This is a genomic window from Variovorax sp. KK3 (genome assembly GCF_001984055.1).
Taxonomy (GTDB): Bacteria; Pseudomonadota; Gammaproteobacteria; order Burkholderiales; family Burkholderiaceae_C; genus Variovorax.
In genome coordinates, this window is record NZ_LYVO01000051.1 from 1 (window position 1) to 18,914 (window position 18,914).

19 protein-coding genes are annotated in these 18,914 nt (G+C 68.3%); 13 read left to right on the top strand and 6 right to left on the bottom strand.

Annotated elements, in window-relative coordinates:
• Positions 1–151 precede the first annotated feature (151 nt).
• The 6 genes from B0W80_RS22030 to fliF form a co-directional block, all read right to left on the bottom strand.
• Positions 152–1,543, bottom strand: coding sequence for a flagellar hook-length control protein FliK (locus tag B0W80_RS22030; protein WP_083745548.1), 1,392 nt, complete (start codon positions 1,541–1,543; stop codon positions 152–154).
• Between the two features lie 20 nt (positions 1,544–1,563).
• The gene (fliJ, locus tag B0W80_RS22035) at positions 1,564–2,019 is read right to left on the bottom strand and encodes a flagellar export protein FliJ (protein ID WP_077001304.1); all 456 of its coding nucleotides are present in this window, start codon (positions 2,017–2,019) and stop codon (positions 1,564–1,566) included.
• A gap of 28 nt (positions 2,020–2,047) precedes the next feature.
• Positions 2,048–3,436, bottom strand: a complete 1,389-nt coding sequence (fliI, locus tag B0W80_RS22040) for a flagellar protein export ATPase FliI (RefSeq protein WP_077001305.1) — start codon at positions 3,434–3,436, stop codon at positions 2,048–2,050.
• A 3-nt stretch (positions 3,437–3,439) separates the two neighbouring features.
• The gene (fliH, locus tag B0W80_RS22045) at positions 3,440–4,195 is read right to left on the bottom strand and encodes a flagellar assembly protein FliH (protein WP_077001306.1); all 756 of its coding nucleotides are present in this window, start codon (positions 4,193–4,195) and stop codon (positions 3,440–3,442) included.
• Between the two features lie 135 nt (positions 4,196–4,330).
• Positions 4,331–5,326: a flagellar motor switch protein FliG gene (gene fliG / locus B0W80_RS22050; protein ID WP_077001307.1), complete on the bottom strand. Its 996-nt coding sequence runs from the start codon at positions 5,324–5,326 to the stop codon at positions 4,331–4,333.
• 46 nt (positions 5,327–5,372) lie between these two features.
• Complete coding sequence (fliF, locus tag B0W80_RS22055; RefSeq protein WP_077001308.1) at positions 5,373–7,124, bottom strand: flagellar basal-body MS-ring/collar protein FliF; 1,752 nt, start codon at positions 7,122–7,124, stop codon at positions 5,373–5,375.
• Between the two features lie 274 nt (positions 7,125–7,398).
• Between fliF and fliE the strand changes: the two genes are divergently transcribed.
• The 13 genes from fliE to cheA all read left to right on the top strand — a co-directional run bounded on the left by fliE (position 7,399) and on the right by cheA (position 18,911).
• Positions 7,399–7,719, top strand: a complete 321-nt coding sequence (gene fliE, locus B0W80_RS22060; RefSeq protein WP_077001309.1) for a flagellar hook-basal body complex protein FliE — start codon at positions 7,399–7,401, stop codon at positions 7,717–7,719.
• 196 nt (positions 7,720–7,915) lie between these two features.
• Positions 7,916–9,238, top strand: coding sequence for a FliC/FljB family flagellin (locus tag B0W80_RS22065; protein WP_077001310.1), 1,323 nt, complete (start codon positions 7,916–7,918; stop codon positions 9,236–9,238).
• Positions 9,239–9,371: 133 nt separating this feature from the next.
• The gene (locus B0W80_RS22070; RefSeq protein ID WP_077001311.1) at positions 9,372–9,722 is read left to right on the top strand and encodes a flagellar protein FlaG; all 351 of its coding nucleotides are present in this window, start codon (positions 9,372–9,374) and stop codon (positions 9,720–9,722) included.
• Positions 9,723–9,756: 34 nt separating this feature from the next.
• Positions 9,757–11,196 (top strand): flagellar filament capping protein FliD, encoded by a 1,440-nt coding sequence (fliD, locus tag B0W80_RS22075; RefSeq protein ID WP_077001312.1) that lies wholly within the window; start codon positions 9,757–9,759, stop codon positions 11,194–11,196.
• A gap of 44 nt (positions 11,197–11,240) precedes the next feature.
• Positions 11,241–11,657: a flagellar export chaperone FliS gene (gene fliS, locus B0W80_RS22080; RefSeq protein WP_077001313.1), complete on the top strand. Its 417-nt coding sequence runs from the start codon at positions 11,241–11,243 to the stop codon at positions 11,655–11,657.
• 43 nt (positions 11,658–11,700) lie between these two features.
• Positions 11,701–12,033, top strand: coding sequence for a flagellar protein FliT (locus tag B0W80_RS22085; protein ID WP_256856649.1), 333 nt, complete (start codon positions 11,701–11,703; stop codon positions 12,031–12,033).
• A 33-nt stretch (positions 12,034–12,066) separates the two neighbouring features.
• Positions 12,067–13,383 carry a flagellar hook-length control protein FliK gene (locus tag B0W80_RS22090; RefSeq protein WP_077001314.1) on the top strand — a complete coding sequence of 439 codons (1,317 nt, stop codon included), beginning with the start codon at positions 12,067–12,069 and terminating at the stop codon, positions 13,381–13,383.
• Positions 13,380–13,661: an EscU/YscU/HrcU family type III secretion system export apparatus switch protein gene (locus B0W80_RS22095; protein WP_077001315.1), complete on the top strand. Its 282-nt coding sequence runs from the start codon at positions 13,380–13,382 to the stop codon at positions 13,659–13,661. Before B0W80_RS22090 ends, B0W80_RS22095 begins: the two co-directional genes overlap by 4 nt.
• A gap of 283 nt (positions 13,662–13,944) precedes the next feature.
• Positions 13,945–14,289: a flagellar transcriptional regulator FlhD gene (flhD, locus tag B0W80_RS22100; protein WP_077001316.1), complete on the top strand. Its 345-nt coding sequence runs from the start codon at positions 13,945–13,947 to the stop codon at positions 14,287–14,289.
• Positions 14,290–14,296: 7 nt separating this feature from the next.
• Positions 14,297–14,953 carry a flagellar transcriptional regulator FlhC gene (flhC, locus tag B0W80_RS22105; protein WP_077001317.1) on the top strand — a complete coding sequence of 219 codons (657 nt, stop codon included), beginning with the start codon at positions 14,297–14,299 and terminating at the stop codon, positions 14,951–14,953.
• A gap of 19 nt (positions 14,954–14,972) precedes the next feature.
• A complete protein-coding gene (gene motA / locus B0W80_RS22110; RefSeq protein WP_077001318.1) occupies positions 14,973–15,833 on the top strand; it encodes a flagellar motor stator protein MotA in 861 nt (286 codons plus the stop codon).
• A 21-nt stretch (positions 15,834–15,854) separates the two neighbouring features.
• A complete protein-coding gene (motB, locus tag B0W80_RS22115; RefSeq protein ID WP_077001319.1) occupies positions 15,855–16,799 on the top strand; it encodes a flagellar motor protein MotB in 945 nt (314 codons plus the stop codon).
• A gap of 33 nt (positions 16,800–16,832) precedes the next feature.
• Positions 16,833–18,911: a chemotaxis protein CheA gene (gene cheA / locus B0W80_RS22120; RefSeq protein ID WP_077001320.1), complete on the top strand. Its 2,079-nt coding sequence runs from the start codon at positions 16,833–16,835 to the stop codon at positions 18,909–18,911.
• The last annotated feature ends 3 nt before the right edge of the window (positions 18,912–18,914 follow it).

The following is an 18,914-nucleotide window of genomic DNA, read 5'->3' on the forward strand; positions in this document are numbered from 1 at the left end:
GGTGGAAGTGGCCATGGTTCAGCGTTGGTGTGGTTGCTATTCTTCAGCGAGCAGCCGCTGGGCGAAGGCCCGATCAAGCGGGGGAAAGGGCCTCAGATCGCGCGTTGCGCGGATGCACCGGGCACGCGCTCGACCTGCGCGGTGCGTCGCATCAGGCGAAGGTGTCGATGCCGCTGCTGCGCGCTGCAGCCGGGGCGCGGGTCGTCGGCGGCAACGCCTGCGCATCGGCGCCACGGGCCGCGCCCGCATAGCTGCCTGCGCTGCCGGACGAAGGCTGGCGCTGCTGCTGTTGTTGTTGCTCGAAGCCGCCGGCCATGCCGGCCCAGGGGCGCGCGTCGGCGCCCACCGAGGTCTGGCCCAGGCTGATGCCCTGCTCGGCCAGCGTACTGCGCAGTTGCGGCAATGCGGCTTCCACTGCCTTGCGCACCGACTCGTGGGCCGAGACGAACATGGCCTGCACCTGGTTGTCGCCGAGGCCCAGCGTGATCTTGAGCGGACCCAAACCGGCGGGGTTCAGGCTGAGTTCGGCGACTTGCTGGCCACCGGCGCGCATGCGCAGCATCTGGTGCCCCAGGGCCGGTGCCCATTCGGGCGTGCCGACCGGCGGGGCGAGGGTCTGCGCGGCAGCGGCGGGTGCGGCGGCCGGGGCGCGGTCGAGGGCCGGCTGCATCGGGCTCGCGGCCGTGATCACGGTAGGCGCGGCAGGCGACGGCGCATCGGATGGCTGCGTGGCGGCAGCGGAACCGGCCGTCGCGGGTTGTGCGGCTTCGAGCGCGCTTGCGGCATCGGGCTCGGCCTGTGTCCGTGCCATGTCCGTGGACGTGGCCGGGGTGGTGGCATCGCTCGCCGCCGCTGCACGCGGTGCACCTTGCAAGGCGGCCTGGGGCGCTTCGGCAGATGCGACGGACGCAGCAGGCGCCGGCACGGCAGGGTCGGTCTTCGTAGTCGGCTGTGCGAGCGCCAGCGCCGCCACTGCGGCTTCCGGTTCGGCGCTTGCGTCCGCGGACGGCGTAGCAGCCGTACTCGCGTCGGTGGGCGCCTGGACCTGCGCGAGCGCGGCGTCGCCGGTGGCTGGCAGTGCACTCGCGGTGGGGATGGCCGTTGCGTCGGTCGCCGGTGCCGCGCTCGGCGCGGCACCGGACAGGCCCGCGTCGGTCGCCGTCGCCAGCGCCGTCGCGGGCGCCGTTTTCGCGGCGGCGCCTGCCCTGCCGGCTGCGGCTGCGGCAGCCGCTGCGGGTGAATTGGCCTGGATCTGCGGCGTGAAGAGGGCGATGGTCAGCAGCTCGGAGCCGGGCTCGTCGTCCTTGCGTGCGATGCCACGACCGGGCTTCTGCGGCGTCGTTTCGGCCTGGCCCGCCTGCGCGCTTTCCTGCGAGCCGTCCTGCGTGCGCCGCGCGCCGGCACGCGAGCGCTCAAGCGCGGCACCGAAGCCGCGTCCGTCGTCGTCGCCGCCGCGGCTGCGTGCGCCTTGCGGCGCGGAGGTCTGCGTGGAGGTCTGCGTGGAGGTGGCCGCGACGGTGGCGGAGGGGATGAAGGTAGGCATCACGTTCTCTGGCAAAAAGGTCAGTGGTTCGCTTGCGCAGCGCGGTCGATGAACTTGCGCGCCGCGCGCTCGTCGCTGTCGCGCTGTTCGCGCTTGGCCTGCATCAGGCTTTCCTGGCGCCGCAGCCGATCGGCCAGCGTGTCGAAGGAGTTCAGGCGCCGCGCCTGGTGCTGCCAGTCGCCGCGCCCGCGGTCCAGCCGCGCGGCGGCCTGCTTGACGATGGCGCGCTGCTGCTCGATGGCGCCATCGAGCGTGCCCAGGAAGTTGTTGAAGTTGCGCCACTGCGAAGCGGGCAGGCCGTCGGCCATCAGCGCCTGCAGCTGGTTTGCATAGTCCTGGCGGTACTGCAGCAGCAGGTCGAGCTTCTGGTGCGCGCTGACCTGCGCGGTCTGCAGCACGCCGAGCCGGCGGGCCGCCTCTTCCTTGCGCTTGCGGGCCAGCTCCTGCAGGGTTTCGAGGGGCAGCTTCGTGGGCATCGTCGGCTCCTTGCGTTGGGTCGGTGGGTCAATCGAAGAGGCCGGCCATGCGCGCCACGGAGGCCGCATAGTCGGTGCGCTCGTCCATGCTCTGCTGCAGGAAGGCTTCCATCTTGGGATAGAGGGCGATGGCCTGGTCCAGCTGCAGGTCGTTGCCGGCCGCGTAGGCGCCGACGCTGATCAGGTCGCGGTTGCGCTGGTAGCGTGACAGCATCTGCTTGAAGCGGCGCACGCTGTCGAACTGCGTGGACGGGATCAGCGCGGTCATCGCGCGGCTGATCGAGGCCTCGATGTCGATGGCGGGGTAGTGGCCGGCCTCGGCCAGCGAGCGCGACAGCACCACGTGGCCATCCAGGATGGCGCGCGCCGAGTCGGCGATCGGGTCCTGCTGGTCGTCGCCTTCGGAGAGCACGGTGTAGAAGGCCGTGATCGAGCCTCCACCCTTCGCCCCGTTGCCCGCGCGCTCCACCAGCGCCGGCAGCTTGGCGAACACCGAGGGCGGATAGCCCTTGGTGGCGGGCGGTTCGCCCACGGCCAGCGCGATCTCGCGCTGCGCCATCGCGTAGCGCGTGAGCGAATCCATGATCAGCAGCACGTCCTTGCCCAGGTCGCGAAAGTACTCGGCCAGGCAGGTGGCGTAGGCCGCGCCCTGCAGGCGCAGCAGCGGCGAGTTGTCGGCGGGGGCGGCCACCACGACGGCGCGCGCCAGGCCTTCCTCGCCCAGGGTGTTCTCGATGAAGTCCTTCACCTCGCGGCCGCGCTCGCCGATCAGGCCCACCACGATCACTTCGGCGCTGGTGTAGCGGGCCATCATGCCGAGCAGCACGCTCTTGCCGACGCCGGAGCCGGCGAACAGGCCCATGCGCTGGCCACGGCCGACGGTGAGCATGGCGTTGATGGCGCGCACGCCGGTGTCGAGCACCGAGTCGATGGGTGCGCGCGTCAGCGGATTGATGGGCTGCGCCGACAGCGGCACGCGGCGCGCGATGTCCAGCGGGCCCAGGCCATCGAGTGGGCGGCCGACGGCATCGACCACGCGGCCGAGCATGCCTTCGCCGACCGGCAGGCGCTTTCCGTGGGCGTCGCCGGCGTTGGCGCCGGTGCCGGGCCGGGCGAACACGCGGGCGCCGGGCAGCAGGCCGGACACCTCGCTCTGCGGCATGAGGAACAGGCGGTCGCCGGCGAAGCCGACCACTTCGGCTTCGGCATGGCGCTGCGGATAGCCGGGCGGCAGCTCGACCAGGCAGTCGCTGCCGACGGGCACTTGCAGGCCCACGGCTTCGAGCACCAGGCCCACGGCGCGCGTGAGGCGGCCCGACTGGACCACGGTGGACCCCGTGCGCGCGATCTCGGCGCGCGCCTGGTTCAGCGTGCCGAGCCAGGACTGGAGATGGGGGTTGGCGGCGGCGGTGGACATCGGTCAGAACTCCGCGGCGTCGACGTCGCGGCTCAGGGCAGCGGTAACGGTCTTCCAGCGCGACTCGAGGCTGGCATCCATCTCGCCGCTGGCGGACTGCACGCGGCAGCCGCCGCGCGCGAGCGTGTCGTCGGCACGAACCTGCCAGCCGGCGACCTGCAGCTCGTTGCCCAGGCTGTTCTTGACCAGTGCCACGTCGTCGGGATGCAGCATCAGGCGCGGCTCGCCCTGCAGCGCCGGCTCGGCATGCATGAGGTCTTGCACCAGCGGCAGCACCCATTCGGGCTCGGCGCGCAGCGTGCGGTGCACCACCTGGCGCGCGACGTCGAGCGCCAGCGTGAGGATGGCGTCGGCCAGCTCGCTCTCGGCATGGCGCAAAGCGGCCGGCAGGCTGGCGGCCAGCGCGCGCAAGCGTTCGGCATGGGCGGTGGCGGCGGCGAGCCCGGTGGCCAAGCCTTCTGCATGGCCTTCCGCGTGGCCCAGTGCCAGCCCTTCGCGATGGCCTTCGACACGGCCCTCGTTGCGTGCGGCGAGGCGCAGGCGCGACAGCTCGTTGTCGCGCGCCAGCGTCTCGGGGTCGACGCGCGGAACGACCGATGCGTGGACGGTGTCGGCCGCAACGGCCTCGTCTTCCAGCACGCCCATCTCCCAGCGTTGCCAGGCGGAGAGGGTGGGCTTCGGTGCGGCCGCGGGCTTCGGATCGGCATAGGCCGCGGCGAGCCGCGTACCGCCGAAGGCATTGCTTCTCGACAGGTTCATATCAATGCCCCATGGCTAGCGAAGCGAGGCCTGTCCGGGGAACACCACGGAACCGGCTTTGCCGGGCCGCTGGTGTTGCCCCCGGTGAGGGGGTTGGCGGCCACATGAAGTGGGCAAGCCTGGGGGAGAGCCAGGTCATACGAATTCATCTGCGCCTGGGGCCGAGATCGTTATTTCGCCGCCATCCGCCAAGCGGCGCACCACCTGCAGGATGGCCTTCTGCTCGGCCTCGACCTGCGAGACCCGCACCGGGCCGCGCAGTTCGATGTCTTCGCGCAGTGTCTCGGCGGCACGCTGCGACATGTTCTTGAGGAACTTGTCGCGCAGCTCCGGCGTGGAGCCCTTGAGCGCGATGATGAGCGACTCCGACTCCACGTCCTTGAGCAGGCGCTGGATGAAGCGGTCTTCCAGGGTGAGCAGGTTCTCGAAGACGAACATCTCCTCGACGATGCGCTGCGCCAGCCCCTCGTCGTGCTCGCGCACGTGGGCGATGGCCTCTTCTTCCTGCGAGGTGGTCATCAGGTTGACGATCTCTGCCGCGGTGCGCACGCCGCCCAGGCGGCTGCGCTTCAGGCCTTCGCCCGACAGCATTTCGGTGAGCACGTCGGTCAACTCGGCCAGCGCCGCGGGCTGCACGCCGCCGAAGGTGGCCACGCGCAGGATCACGTCGTGCCGCAGGCGGGCCGGCAGCTTCTCCAGCACTTCCGATGCCTTCTTTCGGTCGAGGTGGATCACCAGCGTGGCGAGGATCTGCGGATGCTCGTCGCGGATCAGCTCCACCACCTCGCCGGCTTCCAGGTCGTTGAGGCGTTCGAGGCCGCCATGCGGCTCCTCGGGCTGCAGGATGTCTTCGAGCAGGTTGCTGGCACGGTCGTCGCCCAGCGCCTTGCGCAGCACGGCGCGGATGTAGCCGCCCGAGCCCAGGTGCAGCGCCGACTGCTGTTCGGTCTCCATGCGGAATTCGCCGAGCACGGCGGCCAACTCTTCCTTCGACACCTGCGTCAACTTGGCCATGGCGGTACCCAGGGCCTGAACATCGGTGGTGGGCAGATGGTGCAGCGTGGCGGCCGCGCGGTCTTCGCCCAGGGCCATCAGGAGGATGGCGGCTTTTCGGGTTCCTGCTTCGCTCATCGGAGTGCCTCGCTCGGGCTGGTGGTGTGGTCGTTGATTTCGCGCATCACGGATTCATCCATTGCTTGACCAGGGAGGCGACCAGGCGCGGGTCTTGTTCGGCAACCTGCTGTGCGTAGTCGAGGTCGGCCTTGCGGCGATCGGCCTCGCGCTGGCGGGCGCTTTGCTCCGCGACCTGGGCTTCGTCGTTCGGGTCGATCGGCGGCTCCGCGAAGGCGGGTGCCTCGACGACCGGCGCGGCCGGCGGCGCCAGGTGCTTGCGCAGCAGCGGGCGCAGCACCGAGAACCAGGCGAACAGCGCGAGCAGCGCGATCAGCAGGTAGAAGCTGACGCTCTTGGCGAGCTCGATGTTGTCGCGGTCCTTCCAGATGGGCACTTCGGCCTTCTGCTCGTCCTGGCCGTCGCGGGCGAAGGCGCTGTTGACCACGTTGAGCGAGTCGCCGCGCTCCTGGCTGAAGCCCACGGCTTCCTTGGCCAGGTTGCGCACCTGCTCGAGTTCGGCCGGTGTCAGCGCGCGCGGCTTGCCGTCAGGGCCGGCGAGGTGGTTGACCACCACGGCCACCGACACGCGCTTCACGCCGCCGGCCGCCTGCTGGATGTGGCGGATCGATCGGTCGAGTTCGTAGTTGGTGGTGACGTCCTTGCGCAGGCTGCTGGGGCCGGTGGCCGCGGCGCTGGCGCTGGAGGTGGTGTTCGTGGTGGCGGCTGCCGCAGCGCCGTTGGCAGGTGCTCCGGGGGCGCCTGCTGCGGGCGTGCCCGGGGCAGCAGGCGCACCGGGCGCACCCGGCGCCCGCGGCGTGGTGATCGGCGCGCTCGGCGTGGCAGGCGGCTGGTTCGACAACGCGCCTGGCACGCCGCCCGGCGGCGTCGTGCCCTGCTGGCTCGACTCGCTCGACTGCTGGCTGCGCACCGCGGCGTTGCGCGGGTCCTGGTTGGGGGCGAACTTCTCTTCGGTGCGCTCGACCACCGAGAAGTCGATGTCGGCCGCGACCTGGGCGCGCACATTGGCGGCGCCCAGGATGGGCTGAAGGATCGCCTCGATGCGGCGGATGTAGCCCTGCTCGATTTCCTGCGCGTACTTGAGCTGGCTCACGTCCAGGCCGCGCGCGCCGGCGTTGGCGGCCGACAGCAGGTTGCCGCGCTGGTCGACCACCGTCACGCTCTTGGGGTCGAGCTCCGGCACGCTGCTGGAGATCATGTGGACGATGGCGCTGACCTGGCCTTCATCGATGCTGCGGCCGCGGTGCAGGGCGAGCACCACAGAGGCCGACGGCTTCTTCTGGTCGCGCACGAACAGCGAGGGCTTGGGCAGCGCCAGGTGCACGCGGGCCGATTCGACGGTGCCGATCGATTCGATGGAGCGGGCCAGTTCGCCTTCGAGCCCGCGCTGGTAGTTCACCTGCTCGGCGAACTGGCTGGTGCCGAACTTCTGGTTGTCCATCAGCTCGAAGCCGACGCCCCCGCCCTTGGGCAGGCCCTGGGCAGCGAGCTTGAGCCGAACTTCGGGCACCTTGTCGCCGGCGATCAGGATCGCGTTGCCGCCCTCGGCGAACTTGTAGGGCACGTTCATCTGCGTCAGCGACGCGATGATCGCGCCGCCGTCGCGGTCCGACACGTTGGTGTAGAGCACCTTGTAGTCAGGGGCGCGGCTCCAGAGCATGAAGGCCGCGGCGACGGCCACCAAGGCGGCGCCTCCCACGATCAACGCCAGCTTGGGCTGGCCGCGCAGGCGCTCCAGCAATGCGGGCGCAGCCGGAGCGTTCGGCGCGGCGCCAACGGACGCGGCCGCGGCGGTCATGCGTGCACTCCAACCACGGGGGCCGGGGGAAGTCGTCGGAAAAGTTGGGTCATGCCGAGAGATGCAGCGAGGCTTTTTGTTCGATCTGATTCTCTGCAGACCCTCGCGAATCGATTGGCCGAACAGCCGGGGTTTTTGCCATCAGTTGCGCGCTTCCGTTCCCGGCCCCCGCGGTTACGCTGAAAGCATGCGGGATAGCCACGACCTCTCTGTAGCGACCCCGCTGCTTGTCCCTGCTTTCAAGAACGTACCTCAACGTACCCAAAGGTTCTCAATGTCCATTTCAGCCATCGAATCCGTCCTGCAGCAGATGCGCGTGACCGCGCTTCAGACCGGCATCGCGCCGCGCGTTGCCGAGGCATCGGCCCCGCAAGGCGGGTTCGCCGCCGAACTCAAGCGCTCGCTCGAGGGCATCAGTGCCGCACAGAACGGCGCCAGCGCCCAGGCCGAGGCCTTCGAGCTCGGCAAGCCGGGCGTGGCGCTCAACGACGTCATGGTCGACATGCAGAAGGCCGGCCTGGCCTTCCAGACCGGGTTGCAGGTGCGCAACCGCCTCGTTCAGGCCTATCAGGAGGTGATGAGCCTGCCGGCTTGACGCCACATCGCTCATCTGCGCACGTTGCGCCGGGTTCGTGAAAAAGTGCACAGCACGAAGTTCGTACTCCCCCCTAAAGGTTTGGAAACCGCTGCCGATAACTTCAACAACGATGGCTTGACTCTCACTGTGGGATCGGGTCCAGCGTTGCGGCCGCAGGGCCGGATTCCACAACCTTTGTCATCAGGAGTTTGAAATGGCGCAAGTCATCAACACCAACAGCCTCTCGCTGCTCACGCAAAACAACCTCAATGCGTCGCAGTCGTCGCTGAACAGCGCGATCCAGCGCCTGTCCTCCGGCCTGCGGATCAACAGTGCCAAGGACGACGCGGCCGGCCAGGCCATCGCCAACCGCTTCACGGCCAACATCAAGGGCCTGACGCAAGCCCAGCGCAATGCCAACGACGGCATCTCGCTCGCGCAAACGACGGAAGGCGCGTTGAAGGAAGTCAACAACAACCTGCAGCGCATCCGCGAACTGTCGGTGCAAGCGGCCAACGGCAGCAACTCGTCGAGCGACCTGAAGTCGATCCAGGACGAAATCAACCAGCGCCTGGACGAAATCAACCGCGTGTCGGCCCAGACCGACTTCAACGGCGTGAAGGTTCTGTCGAACAACAGCAAGCTGTCGGTGCAGGTCGGCGCGAACGACGGCGAAAAGATCGACATCGACCTCAAGAAGATCGACAAGGCCTCGCTCGGCCTCGAAGGTTTCTCGATCTCGAAGAAGGCACTCAACGTCGGCGCCGCTGAACTCTCCGTCGACCCGGGCACGGGTGCACCGGCTGCCGTGGACCTCGGCGCTGCCGCCACCGCGCTGTCGACCGCGACCGGCAAGACCGTGGGCGCCGGCGACCTGTCGCTGCACAACGTGAAGGACGCCAACGGCGGCGCCACCGACCAGTTCGTGGTCAAGTACGGCGACGACTACTACGCTGCCTCGGTCGACTCCGCCACCGGTGGCGTGGACATCAACACGGTCGACGTCGACTTCGCGGACGCTGCCAACGGCATCGCCACCGCCGACGCCGTGACGCTGACGGGCCAGCTGGTCAAGGTCGGTGCCGACGCCAACGGCGCCGCGCAAGCCTACGTGACCGTGCAAGGCAAGAACTACACGACCAACAACGACGCCCTGGTCGACGCCGACTCCACCACCGTGACGACGGGCACGTCGCCCGCCACGATCGAACTGAGCAGCGCCGGCGCCACGACCGCCACCGCCGAGTTCGCCGGTGCCTCCACCGTCGACCCGATGAAGAAGCTCGACGCGGCGCTGAAGATGGTCGACGACCTGCGCAGCTCGCTGGGTGCGGTGCAGAACCGTTTCGACTCCACGATCGCCAACCTCGGCACCACGGTGACCAACCTTTCTTCGTCGCGCTCGCGCATCGAAGACGCCGACTACGCGACCGAAGTGTCGAACATGACCCGCGCGCAGATCCTGCAGCAAGCCGGTACCTCGGTGCTGGCTCAGGCCAACCAGACCACGCAGAACGTGCTGTCGCTGCTGCGCTGATCGAGAGAGCACAGAAGGAAAAGGCATCGCAGGCCTTCGGGCGAAAGCCCGGCAGCGCCTGCGCTGTCCCCTGCGGCCTGGCTCCGTGCCAGGCCGCAGCGGACAGCGAATCAACAACACGAAGGTGACAGCCATGTCGATCCCCGTCGCCGCCGCGACAGACCACAACGCCCGGTGGGCGCAGCTGGTGCCGAGCCGCACCGGTGCCGCGATTGCGGCCGAAGAGGTCAACGCGCCTGCGGACGCGGTGGAAGCCGCCACGCCCGTGCAGGTCGAGCGCGCGGTGAGCGAGGTCAACGCGACGCTGCAGATGCGCTCGGTCGGCTTGCGCTTCGAGGTCGACCAGGACATCGACAAGGTCATCGTCAAGGTGGTCGACCGCGACAGCGGCGAGCTGATCCGCCAGATCCCGACGGAGGAGGCGCTGCGCATCGCCAAGGTGCTGGGCCGCACGCCGGGGCTTCTGATGGACCAGTCGGCCTGAACCACGAGCAACAAGAAAAGCAAGGAACGCATTCATGGCATCGATCAGCAGCCTGGGCATCGGCTCCAACCTGGACCTGAGCACCTTGCTCACCAACCTGCAGACGGCGGAGAGCCAGCCGCTGTTGCAGCTGCAGCAGCGGCAGGTGAGCTACACGAGCAAGCTGTCGGCCTACGGCCAGCTCCAGAGCGCGCTGACCACGCTGCAGGCGTCCGCCAAGAAGCTGGGCGATCCGGTGTTCTTCCAGGGCGTGAAGGCGGCCGCGGGAACGGCGGAAGTGCTGTCCGCGAGCGCGGGCGGCACGGCGGCGCCCGGCACCTACAACATCAACGTGACGCAGATGGCCCAGGCGCAGTCGCTGGTCGCAACGGGCCAGGCGAGCGCCAAGACGGCCATCGGCAGCGGCACGATCACCATCGATTTCGGCACCATCGGCGGCGGCACCTACGACGCTGTGACCGGCAAATACAGCGGCGCCAGCTTCACGCCGGACGCCGAGCGCACGGCCAAGAGCATCACCATCGACCCCGCGAAGAGCACGCTCGAGGACATCCGCGATGCGGTGAACGCGGCCAAGGCCGGCGTGACGGCCAGCATCGTGAACGACGGCAGCGGCACGCCCAACCGGCTGGTGCTGAGCTCCACGGAGACGGGCAAGGCGTCGAGCATGCGCATCGCGGTGGCCGGCGATGCCGCGCTCGCGAACCTGGTGTCGCACGACCCGGCCGGCTCTCAGAGCCTGCAGCAGACCATCCAGGCGCAGAACGCCGAGCTCACCGTCAACGGCATCGCGGTCACGAGCAAGAGCAACACGGTCAAGGAATCGATCCAGGGCGTGACGCTCAACCTGCTGAAGGTGGGCACCAGCAGCCTGGGCGTGACGCGCGACACGGCGACCATCGAGACCGCCATCAACGATTTCGTCAAGGCCTACAACGCGCTGCAGACCACCGCCGGCTCGCTGACCGCCTACGACGCCGGCACCAAGTCGGGCGCGGCCCTGATGGGGGATTCGACCCTGCGCAACATCCAGGTCGCCATCCGCCAGGTGCTGACCAACCCGCAGTCCGGCGTGATGAAGACCATGTCGGAAATCGGCGTCGGCTTCACCAAGGACGGGACGCTGGCGCTGGATTCGGACAAGCTCAGGAAGGCCATGGCGGACAACCTCGAAGGCGTGGCCGGCCTGTTCTCCAGCGCGACCGGCAGCACCGAGGGCTACGGCAAGCAGCTGAGCGCCCTGGTGGACAAGCTCACGTCCACCGGCGGTGCACTGCAGGCGGCCACCGAGGGCATGAAGGCCTCGATCAAGGACCTGGACGATCAATACGACGACATGCAGGAGCGCGTGGACGCCAAGATGGCGATCTACCGCGCCCAGTTCACGCAGCTCGACTTGCTCGTGAGCCGGATGAACAGCACCAGCACCTATCTCACGCAGCAGTTCGCCAGCATGTCGAACAGCAGCAAGTAATACCGACAACGCCCGAAACGACCGACACAACGCAGCAGCGCACCATGTACACGCCCCACACCCATCGCGCCGGCGCCGGCGCCTATGCCCGCCTCGGCGTCGAAACCCAGGCCATGAGCGCATCGCCGCACCAGCTCATCAGCATGCTGTTCGACGGCGCGATCACCGCCGTCGGCATGGCGCGGCACCACATGGCGGCGCGAAACATCGTGGCCAAGGGCCAGGCGATCTCGAAGGCGGTCGGCATCGTCGACAACGGCCTCAAGGCGGGGCTGGACGCGAAGGCGGGCGGCGAAGCCGGCGCCGCGCTGGTAGCCAACCTGTCGGGCCTGTACGACTACGTCGTGCGGCGCCTGCTGCAGGCGAACCTGCACGACGACGCCGGCGCGCTCGACGAAGTCGAATCGCTGCTGCAGGGCCTGGCCTCGGCCTGGCGCGAGATCGGCACGGCCGATCGCTGAACGACACACCAACAACATCACGGATCAAGGAAGGGAGATGAACATGGCAGCCTCGAGCGAAGTCGTTCATTGCTATGCCCAACTGGCGTCGACGCTGTCGCTGATGGTGACGCTCGCGCGCGCCAGGGAATGGGATCGCCTGCCGGAGCTGGAGGCCCAGTGCAACGCGCTGGTCGACCGGCTGCGGGTGGTTTCACCGCAGGAGACGCTGGACCCGGCGCAGGTGGAAGAGGCGCGCGGCCTGATGCGGCGCATCCGCGCCGATCAACAGACGGTGTGCGAACTCGTCAAGCCGCAGCTCGCCAGCCTGGTCGCGCACATGGCCGACCTGCAGAAGCGCAGCGAGATCGACCGGGCCTACGGCCTGTCGCGCTGAGGCCTGACGACGAAGGTGTAAACGAACCCGGCGATGAACAAGCTCGGCTCGGGCCCCGACCACGCGCTGCTGGCTGCCAAGCTCGCGCCGCGGCTGGAACTGGTCGCGCTGCAGCAGGGCCAGGTCGCGACCGATGCCGCGGCCGGGCCCGTGGTCGAGGTTCAAAAGGTCGCGAATGAAGTCCGCCTGCCATCCCACATCGCGCTCGAGCGGCAGCTGCCGGCGGCATCGCCCGGGACAGCGCCTGCGCCCGACGCGGCCTCGCCCGCGGCGGCGCGCCTGTCGTCGACGGCACGCCTGATCGGCGCGCTGCTGGCCGAGCTGCCCGACGCCGGGCCGCTGCGCGGCGCGGCGCCGCTGTGGCCCGCGTCGGCGCAGGGCGTCGGTGCATCGGCGTTGGCGAGCGCCTTGGCGCAGGTGGTGGACCGCAGCGGGTTGTTCTATGAATCGCACCTGGCGCAGTTCGCCGCCGGCGCACGCACGCTGGGCCAGATGGCGCAGGAGCCGCAGGCGCGCTGGGCGCCGGCAGCCTTCGCGCGTCACGAGGCAGGGGCGGCGCCTGCTGCGGCGCCCGCTGCCGCCGCGCCGGCTACGGAGGTCGAGAGCGCGCGGCCCGTTGCGCTGCCGGCTTCGCTGCCGCTCGCGCCGACGCCAGCGAGCGTCGGCGGGACACCGGCGCAGGCACACGAACATGCCCAAGCCCGGGGCGCGCCAGCCGGGCACCTGCCCGCCGCGCCGCGGCCTGCGGGGGGAGAAGCCGTCACGACGGTGCCGCCGCCGCTCGACAGCGGTACCGCGCCGACGGCCGATGCACAGCGCATGCGGGCGGCGTACCGCGCGGGGGAGGGCGGCGCGCCCTCCGCACCCGATGACGCCGAGCGCCACCGCATGGAGATCGACGGCGTGCGGCGTCTCGCGGCCTCGGCGGCAACGGCGCTTGCAGCGCCGATGCCGCAGGCCGGAGAGATGATCCATCCGCAGGCCGTGACGGTGGTGCACCAGCAACTCGACCTGCTGGCCACCGCGGTGTTCCGCTGGAACGGCCAGGCCTGGCCGGAAGTTCCGATGGACTGGTCCATCCACGAGGAGCAGGCCCATCCGCAGGGGGACGACGCGCAGGATCCACAGCCGCGGCGTTGGAGCACGACGGTCTCGCTCGATTTGCCGCGCCTGGGGCCGGTGGAGCTTCGGTTGTCGCTGTCCGGTGCCGCCGTGCAGGCGCAGATGGTGGCCAGCCGCGACGCCACCGCCGCACGCCTGCGCGCCGATGGCGACGCGCTCGAACGCCGCTTCGAGGCTGCGGGGCTGCGGCTCGACGCCTTGCGCGTCAGCGAAACGAGCCGGCCGTGACAGAGGAACACCGCCCCAGCGCCGTGGCCTTGTCGTACCTCGACAAGACCCGTGCACCGATCGTGGTGGCCAAGGGCTATGGCACGGTGGCCGAATCGATCATGCGCGAGGCGCGCACGCATGGCCTTTATGTGCATGCCTCGCCGGACCTGATCCGCCTGCTCATGCAGGTCGACCTGGACCGGCAGATTCCGCCCGAGCTCTATGTCGCGGTGGCCGAAGTCATGGCCTGGATTCACGATCTGGACGCCCTGCAGGGCGCGCAAGCCGGCACTTGAATTGGGTATTCAGTCTTTTTGGACTAGTACTTTATTACGGCTGTCCAAATCGGTTTTATTCGTGTAACTGGAAATTACTACTTCTTTCTACCGAATTGAACGCCACGGTACTTATGAAAATGCATGAGTTCGTCTTAAGCGTCCTCCGCCCTCTGTGGTCTCTGTAGGACGTTTCGTACAAAGACTGTTATTTATTCCACATTTCCTGCGACATAAAGCGACAAACGTTACAAACGATAAGCGACCTCCGTACACTCAAGCAAAGTTCGGAACGGAGTACGAGGTGGAAACAGAGAAGCTCAACAACGCTGCTGCCGGCGGCGATATTTCCAAAGAAATCGGCGACATCAACCTGGCCTACATGCTGCTGGCGCAAAAGCTGGTCAAGCAGGACCGGGCCGCCGCGATGTTCAAGCTGGGGGTCAGCAGCGAACTGGCCGACATGCTCGCGAACATGTCGCTGGGCCAGATCCTGAAGCTGGCGACGTCCAACTTCCTGCTGTGCAGCTTCCGCATCGACGACCACCCGTCGATGTCGGCGGTGGTCGGCGAGGCGAAGGACCCGACCCTGCAACTGGCGCACATGTCGATCCTGATGTCGGCGCGCCGCCTGCAGATGCTCGCCTGAGCACCGCATGTCACAAAAGAGCGTCCTCGCCGAAGTGCGCGAGGTCCAGCTGGCCATCGAGCTGATCGAGCTCGGGGCCCGGCTGCAGTTTCTGGAGGCCGAGGTCAACCTCAGCCGCGAGCGCCTGATCCGGCTCTACAAGGAGCTCAAGGGCGTGTCGCCACCCAAGGGCCTGCTGCCTTTTTCCACCGATTGGTACATGACCTGGCTGGCCAACATCCACTCGTCGATGTTCTACAACATGTACCAGTTCATGTTGAAGCATGCGAACGAGGGCGGCCTGCAGGCGCTCATCAAGAGCTACCGGCTCTACGCCGAGCAGGTCGATGCCCAGGGCGGCGAACTCGTCCTCGACTTCACGCGTGCCTACACCATGGTGCGCTTCTTCGACAGCGACATGCTGCAGCTCAACGGCTGCACCCGCTGCGGCGGCAAGTTCGTGGCCCATGCCCACGACAGCCGTCACGGCTATGTCTGCGTGCTCTGCCGCCCGCCTTCGCGCGCCGGCAAGGTCCGCGCCCCCCGTCGCACGACTTCTTCGGAAGAATCTGCGCCGGCACTCAAGGAAAGCACTTCCCCTGCCGATATACCGGTTGCGGCACCCGTTGGCAGGGCGTCGCAGGCGGCCCTGTCCGGAGGACAGGTTCTCGGTGTGACGCCCTGAGGGGCGAAAGGGGTAGCTCGTGCTCGTTCTGGTTGGGTATCTGGTGGTGTGCGGCGCCGTCTTCGGCGGCTATGCACTGATGGGCGGGCACTTCGGCGTACTCTTCCAGCCGATCGAGCTGTTGATGATCGGAGGCTCCGCGCTCGGCGCCTTCATCTCCGGCAACAACGGCAAGACCATCAAGGCGACGATCAAGGAACTGCCGCTGCTGCTGCGCACTTCCAAGCACAACCGCCAGCTCTACATGGACCTGCTGGCCCTGCTGTACGAGCTGCTGGCCAAGGCCCGCAAGGAAGGGATGATGAAGCTGGAGTCCGACGTCGAGGCGCCGGCTTCGAGCGAGATCTTCCAGCGCTACCCGAGCATCATGGCCGACCACGAGGTGATGGAGTTCCTGTGCGACTACCTGCGCCTGGTGATCAGCGGCAACACCGACGCGTTCGAGATCGAGGCCCTGATGGACCACGAGATCGAGACCATCCGGCACGAGGCCGAAGTGCCCAGCCACAGCCTGACCCGCGTGGCCGACGCGCTGCCCGCGCTGGGCATCGTGGCCGCCGTGCTGGGCGTGGTGCATGCGCTCGCCTCGGCCGATCTTCCCCCTTCTGAAATGGGCGCGTTGATCGCCCACGCCATGGTCGGCACCTTCCTCGGCGTGCTGATGGCCTACGGCTTCGTCGCACCGCTGGCCACCGTGATCGAGCAGAAGGTGGAAGAGGGCATGAAGGTCTACCAGTGCGCCAAGGTGACGCTGCTGGCCAGCCTCAACGGCTATGCACCGCAACTGGCGGTGGAGTTCGGGCGCAAGGTGCTCTTCTCGTCCGAACGCCCCACCTTCACCGAGCTCGACGCGCACGTGCGTGGCGTCAAGGCGCGCTGAGCGCGGCGCGGGAGCACGATCATGAGCGAAGGAAAAGCGCGCATCGTCGTCAAGCGGGTCAAGGGCGGCGGCGGTGGACACCACGGCGGCGCCTGGAAGATCGCCTTTGCCGACTTCATGACGGCCATGATGGCCTTCTTCCTGGTGATGTGGCTGCTGTCGAGCGCATCGCCCAAGCAGCGCGCAGGCATTGCCGAACACTTTCGGATGCCGCTGAAGGTGGCGCTCACCGGCGGTGACAAGAGCAGCACCAGCGCGAGCGTGATCCCGGGCGGCGGCATGGACCCGTCGACCACCAACGACGGCGAGGTGCGCCTGGCCCAGGCCGACACGGAGAACTCGGAAGACACGGCCGACAACGACCGCCTGGAGAGCATGAAGAAGCGGCTCGACGACCTGATCGAGAGCAGCCCGGTCTTCAAGCAGTTCCGCTCGCAGATCCTGATCGACATCACGACCGAGGGCCTGCGCCTGCAGATCGTCGACAACGAGAACCGCCCGATGTTCGACCTGGCCAGCGCGCGGCTGCTGCCGCACGTGCGGCTGATCCTGCGCGAGATCGGGCCGGCGCTCAACGAGCTGCCCAACAAGCTCACGCTGTCGGGCCACACCGATGCCATCGTCTACACCAACGGCGACCGCGCCTACGGCAACTGGGAGTTGTCGGCCGACCGCGCCAATGCCTCGCGCCGCGAGCTGGTGATGGGCGGCATGGTCGAGAACAAGGTGCTGCGCGTGGTCGGCCTGGCCGACAGCCAGCACATGGACAAGGCCGAGCCGCGCAACCCGATCAACCGGCGCATCAGCATCGTCGTGCTCAACCACCGCACGCAGCAGCAGATCGAGCGCGAGAACAGCGGCAACGGCAACGGCACCACGCGCGCCGGCCGGCCGCAGCGCGCCGCGCCACCGACCGACAACGTCAAGGTGACGGCCTACAAGGGCCCGGCACTCGCGACGAACTGACACGGCTCCGAGAAGCCGGCAACCGAGCAATCCATGGATCTCAGTCAATTCACACAGGCATTTTTCGTCGAGGCGGTGGAGCTGCTGTCGGAGATGGAGCAGCTGCTGCTCGAACTCGACGTCACCGCGCCCGATGCGGAGCACGTCGCGGCCATCTTCCGGGCCGCGCATTCGATCAAGGGCGGTGCCGCCACCTTCGGCTTCACCGCCCTCACCGACACCACGCACCTGCTCGAGACCCTGCTGGACCGCGCGCGCCATGGCCAGCTGCGCCTGAGCGCGCCGATGGTCGACGCCTTTTTGGAAACGAAGGACGCCTTGCAAGAACAACTGACGGCCTACCAGGCGGGCCATGAACCCGAGCCTGAACGGGTGGCGCGGATCTGCGCCGTGCTTCAACAGCTGGCGATGGAGAACGAGGCCGCCGACCACGCGACCGCACCCGCGTCCAAGCCGGCACCGGTCGCCGTGGCAGCGACCGTCCAGGCCGCATCCGCTGAGCCGGCAGGGCAGGGCGCCCTCGACGTGCGCTTCTCCGGCCTGTCGGACAGCGAATGCGACCTGCTGGCGGACGAACTCGCGAACCTGGGGCAGGTGCGCTCGCGCACGCGCAGCGGCGAGCAGCTGACCGTGGTGCTCGACACCACCTGCAGCCCGGACGACATCGTGGCCGTGTGCTGCTTCGTGATCGACGAGTCGCAGATTCACATCACTTCCGCCACGCCCACCGCGCACACCGCGCATGCCGAGCCCGAGGCCGGGCAAGTTCAGCCCGTGCAAGCGCCTCTTGCCGAGGCGGCTGCGCCGGCGCCGGATCGATCGGCCGCCGACGCCATCGAACCCGCACAGGCCGCCGCACCGAAGGCCGCCGCTGCCTCGGCGACGGCCAAGGAGTCCAGCTCGATCCGCGTCGACGTCGAGAAGGTCGACCAGCTGATCAACCTGGTGGGCGAACTGGTGATCACGCAGTCGATGCTGACGCAGGCCTCGACCATGCTCGACCCGGTGGCCTACGAACGCTTCCTCAGCGGCCTGGGCCACCTGGAGCGCAACGCGCGCGACCTGCAGGAATCGGTGATGTCCATCCGCATGATGCCGATGGACTACGTGTTCAGCCGCTTCCCGCGCGTGATCCGCGACGTCAGCGCCAAGCTGGGCAAGCAGGTGCGGCTGGACACCTACGGCAAGGAAACCGAGCTCGACAAGGGTCTCATCGAGCGCATCGTCGACCCGCTGACCCACCTGGTGCGCAACAGCCTGGACCACGGCATCGAGACGCCCGAGCAGCGCCTGGCCAAGGGCAAGGACGCGACCGGCCAGCTGCTGCTGTCGGCGCAGCACCACGGCGGCAACATCGTGATCGAGGTCAGCGACGACGGCGCCGGCCTCAATCGCGAGAAGATCCTCGCCAAGGCCCGCCAGCAGGGCCTCGCCGTGAGCGACGCCATGCCCGACGACGAGGTCTGGCAGCTGATCTTCGCGGCGGGCTTCTCCACCGCCGAGCAGGTCACCGACATCTCGGGGCGCGGCGTCGGCATGGACGTGGTCAAGCGCAACATCCAGGAGATGGGCGGCCACGTCGAGATCGCCTCGCGCGAAGGGCGTGGCACCACCACGCGCATCGTTCTGCCGCTCACGCTGGCCATCCTCAACGGCATGTCGGTCAAGGTGGGCGACGAGGCCTACATCCTGCCGCTGTCTTACGTCATCGAGTCGTTGCAGCCGCTGCCGGAGCACCTGCACTCGATCACCGCCGACGGGCACGTGATCAAGGTGCGCGGCGAATACCTGCCGCTGATCGAGCTGCACCGCGTGTTCGACGTGGCCAACGCGCAGACCCAGCCCACGCAGGGCATCCTGGTCATCGTGCAGGCCGACGACACGCGCTTCGCGCTGCTGGTGGACGAACTGCTCGGCCAGCACCAGGTGGTGGTGAAGAACCTCGAGACCAACTACCGCAAGGTGCCCGGCATCTCGGCCGCCACCATCCTGGGCGACGGCAGCGTGGCTTTCATCATCGACGTGGGCGCCATGCCGCGCATCCAGCGGGCGCAGGCCGCGAGCGTGGCGGCGCTGGCAGGTGCATCGAGACTGGGCGCGTTGGCCGCCTGAACC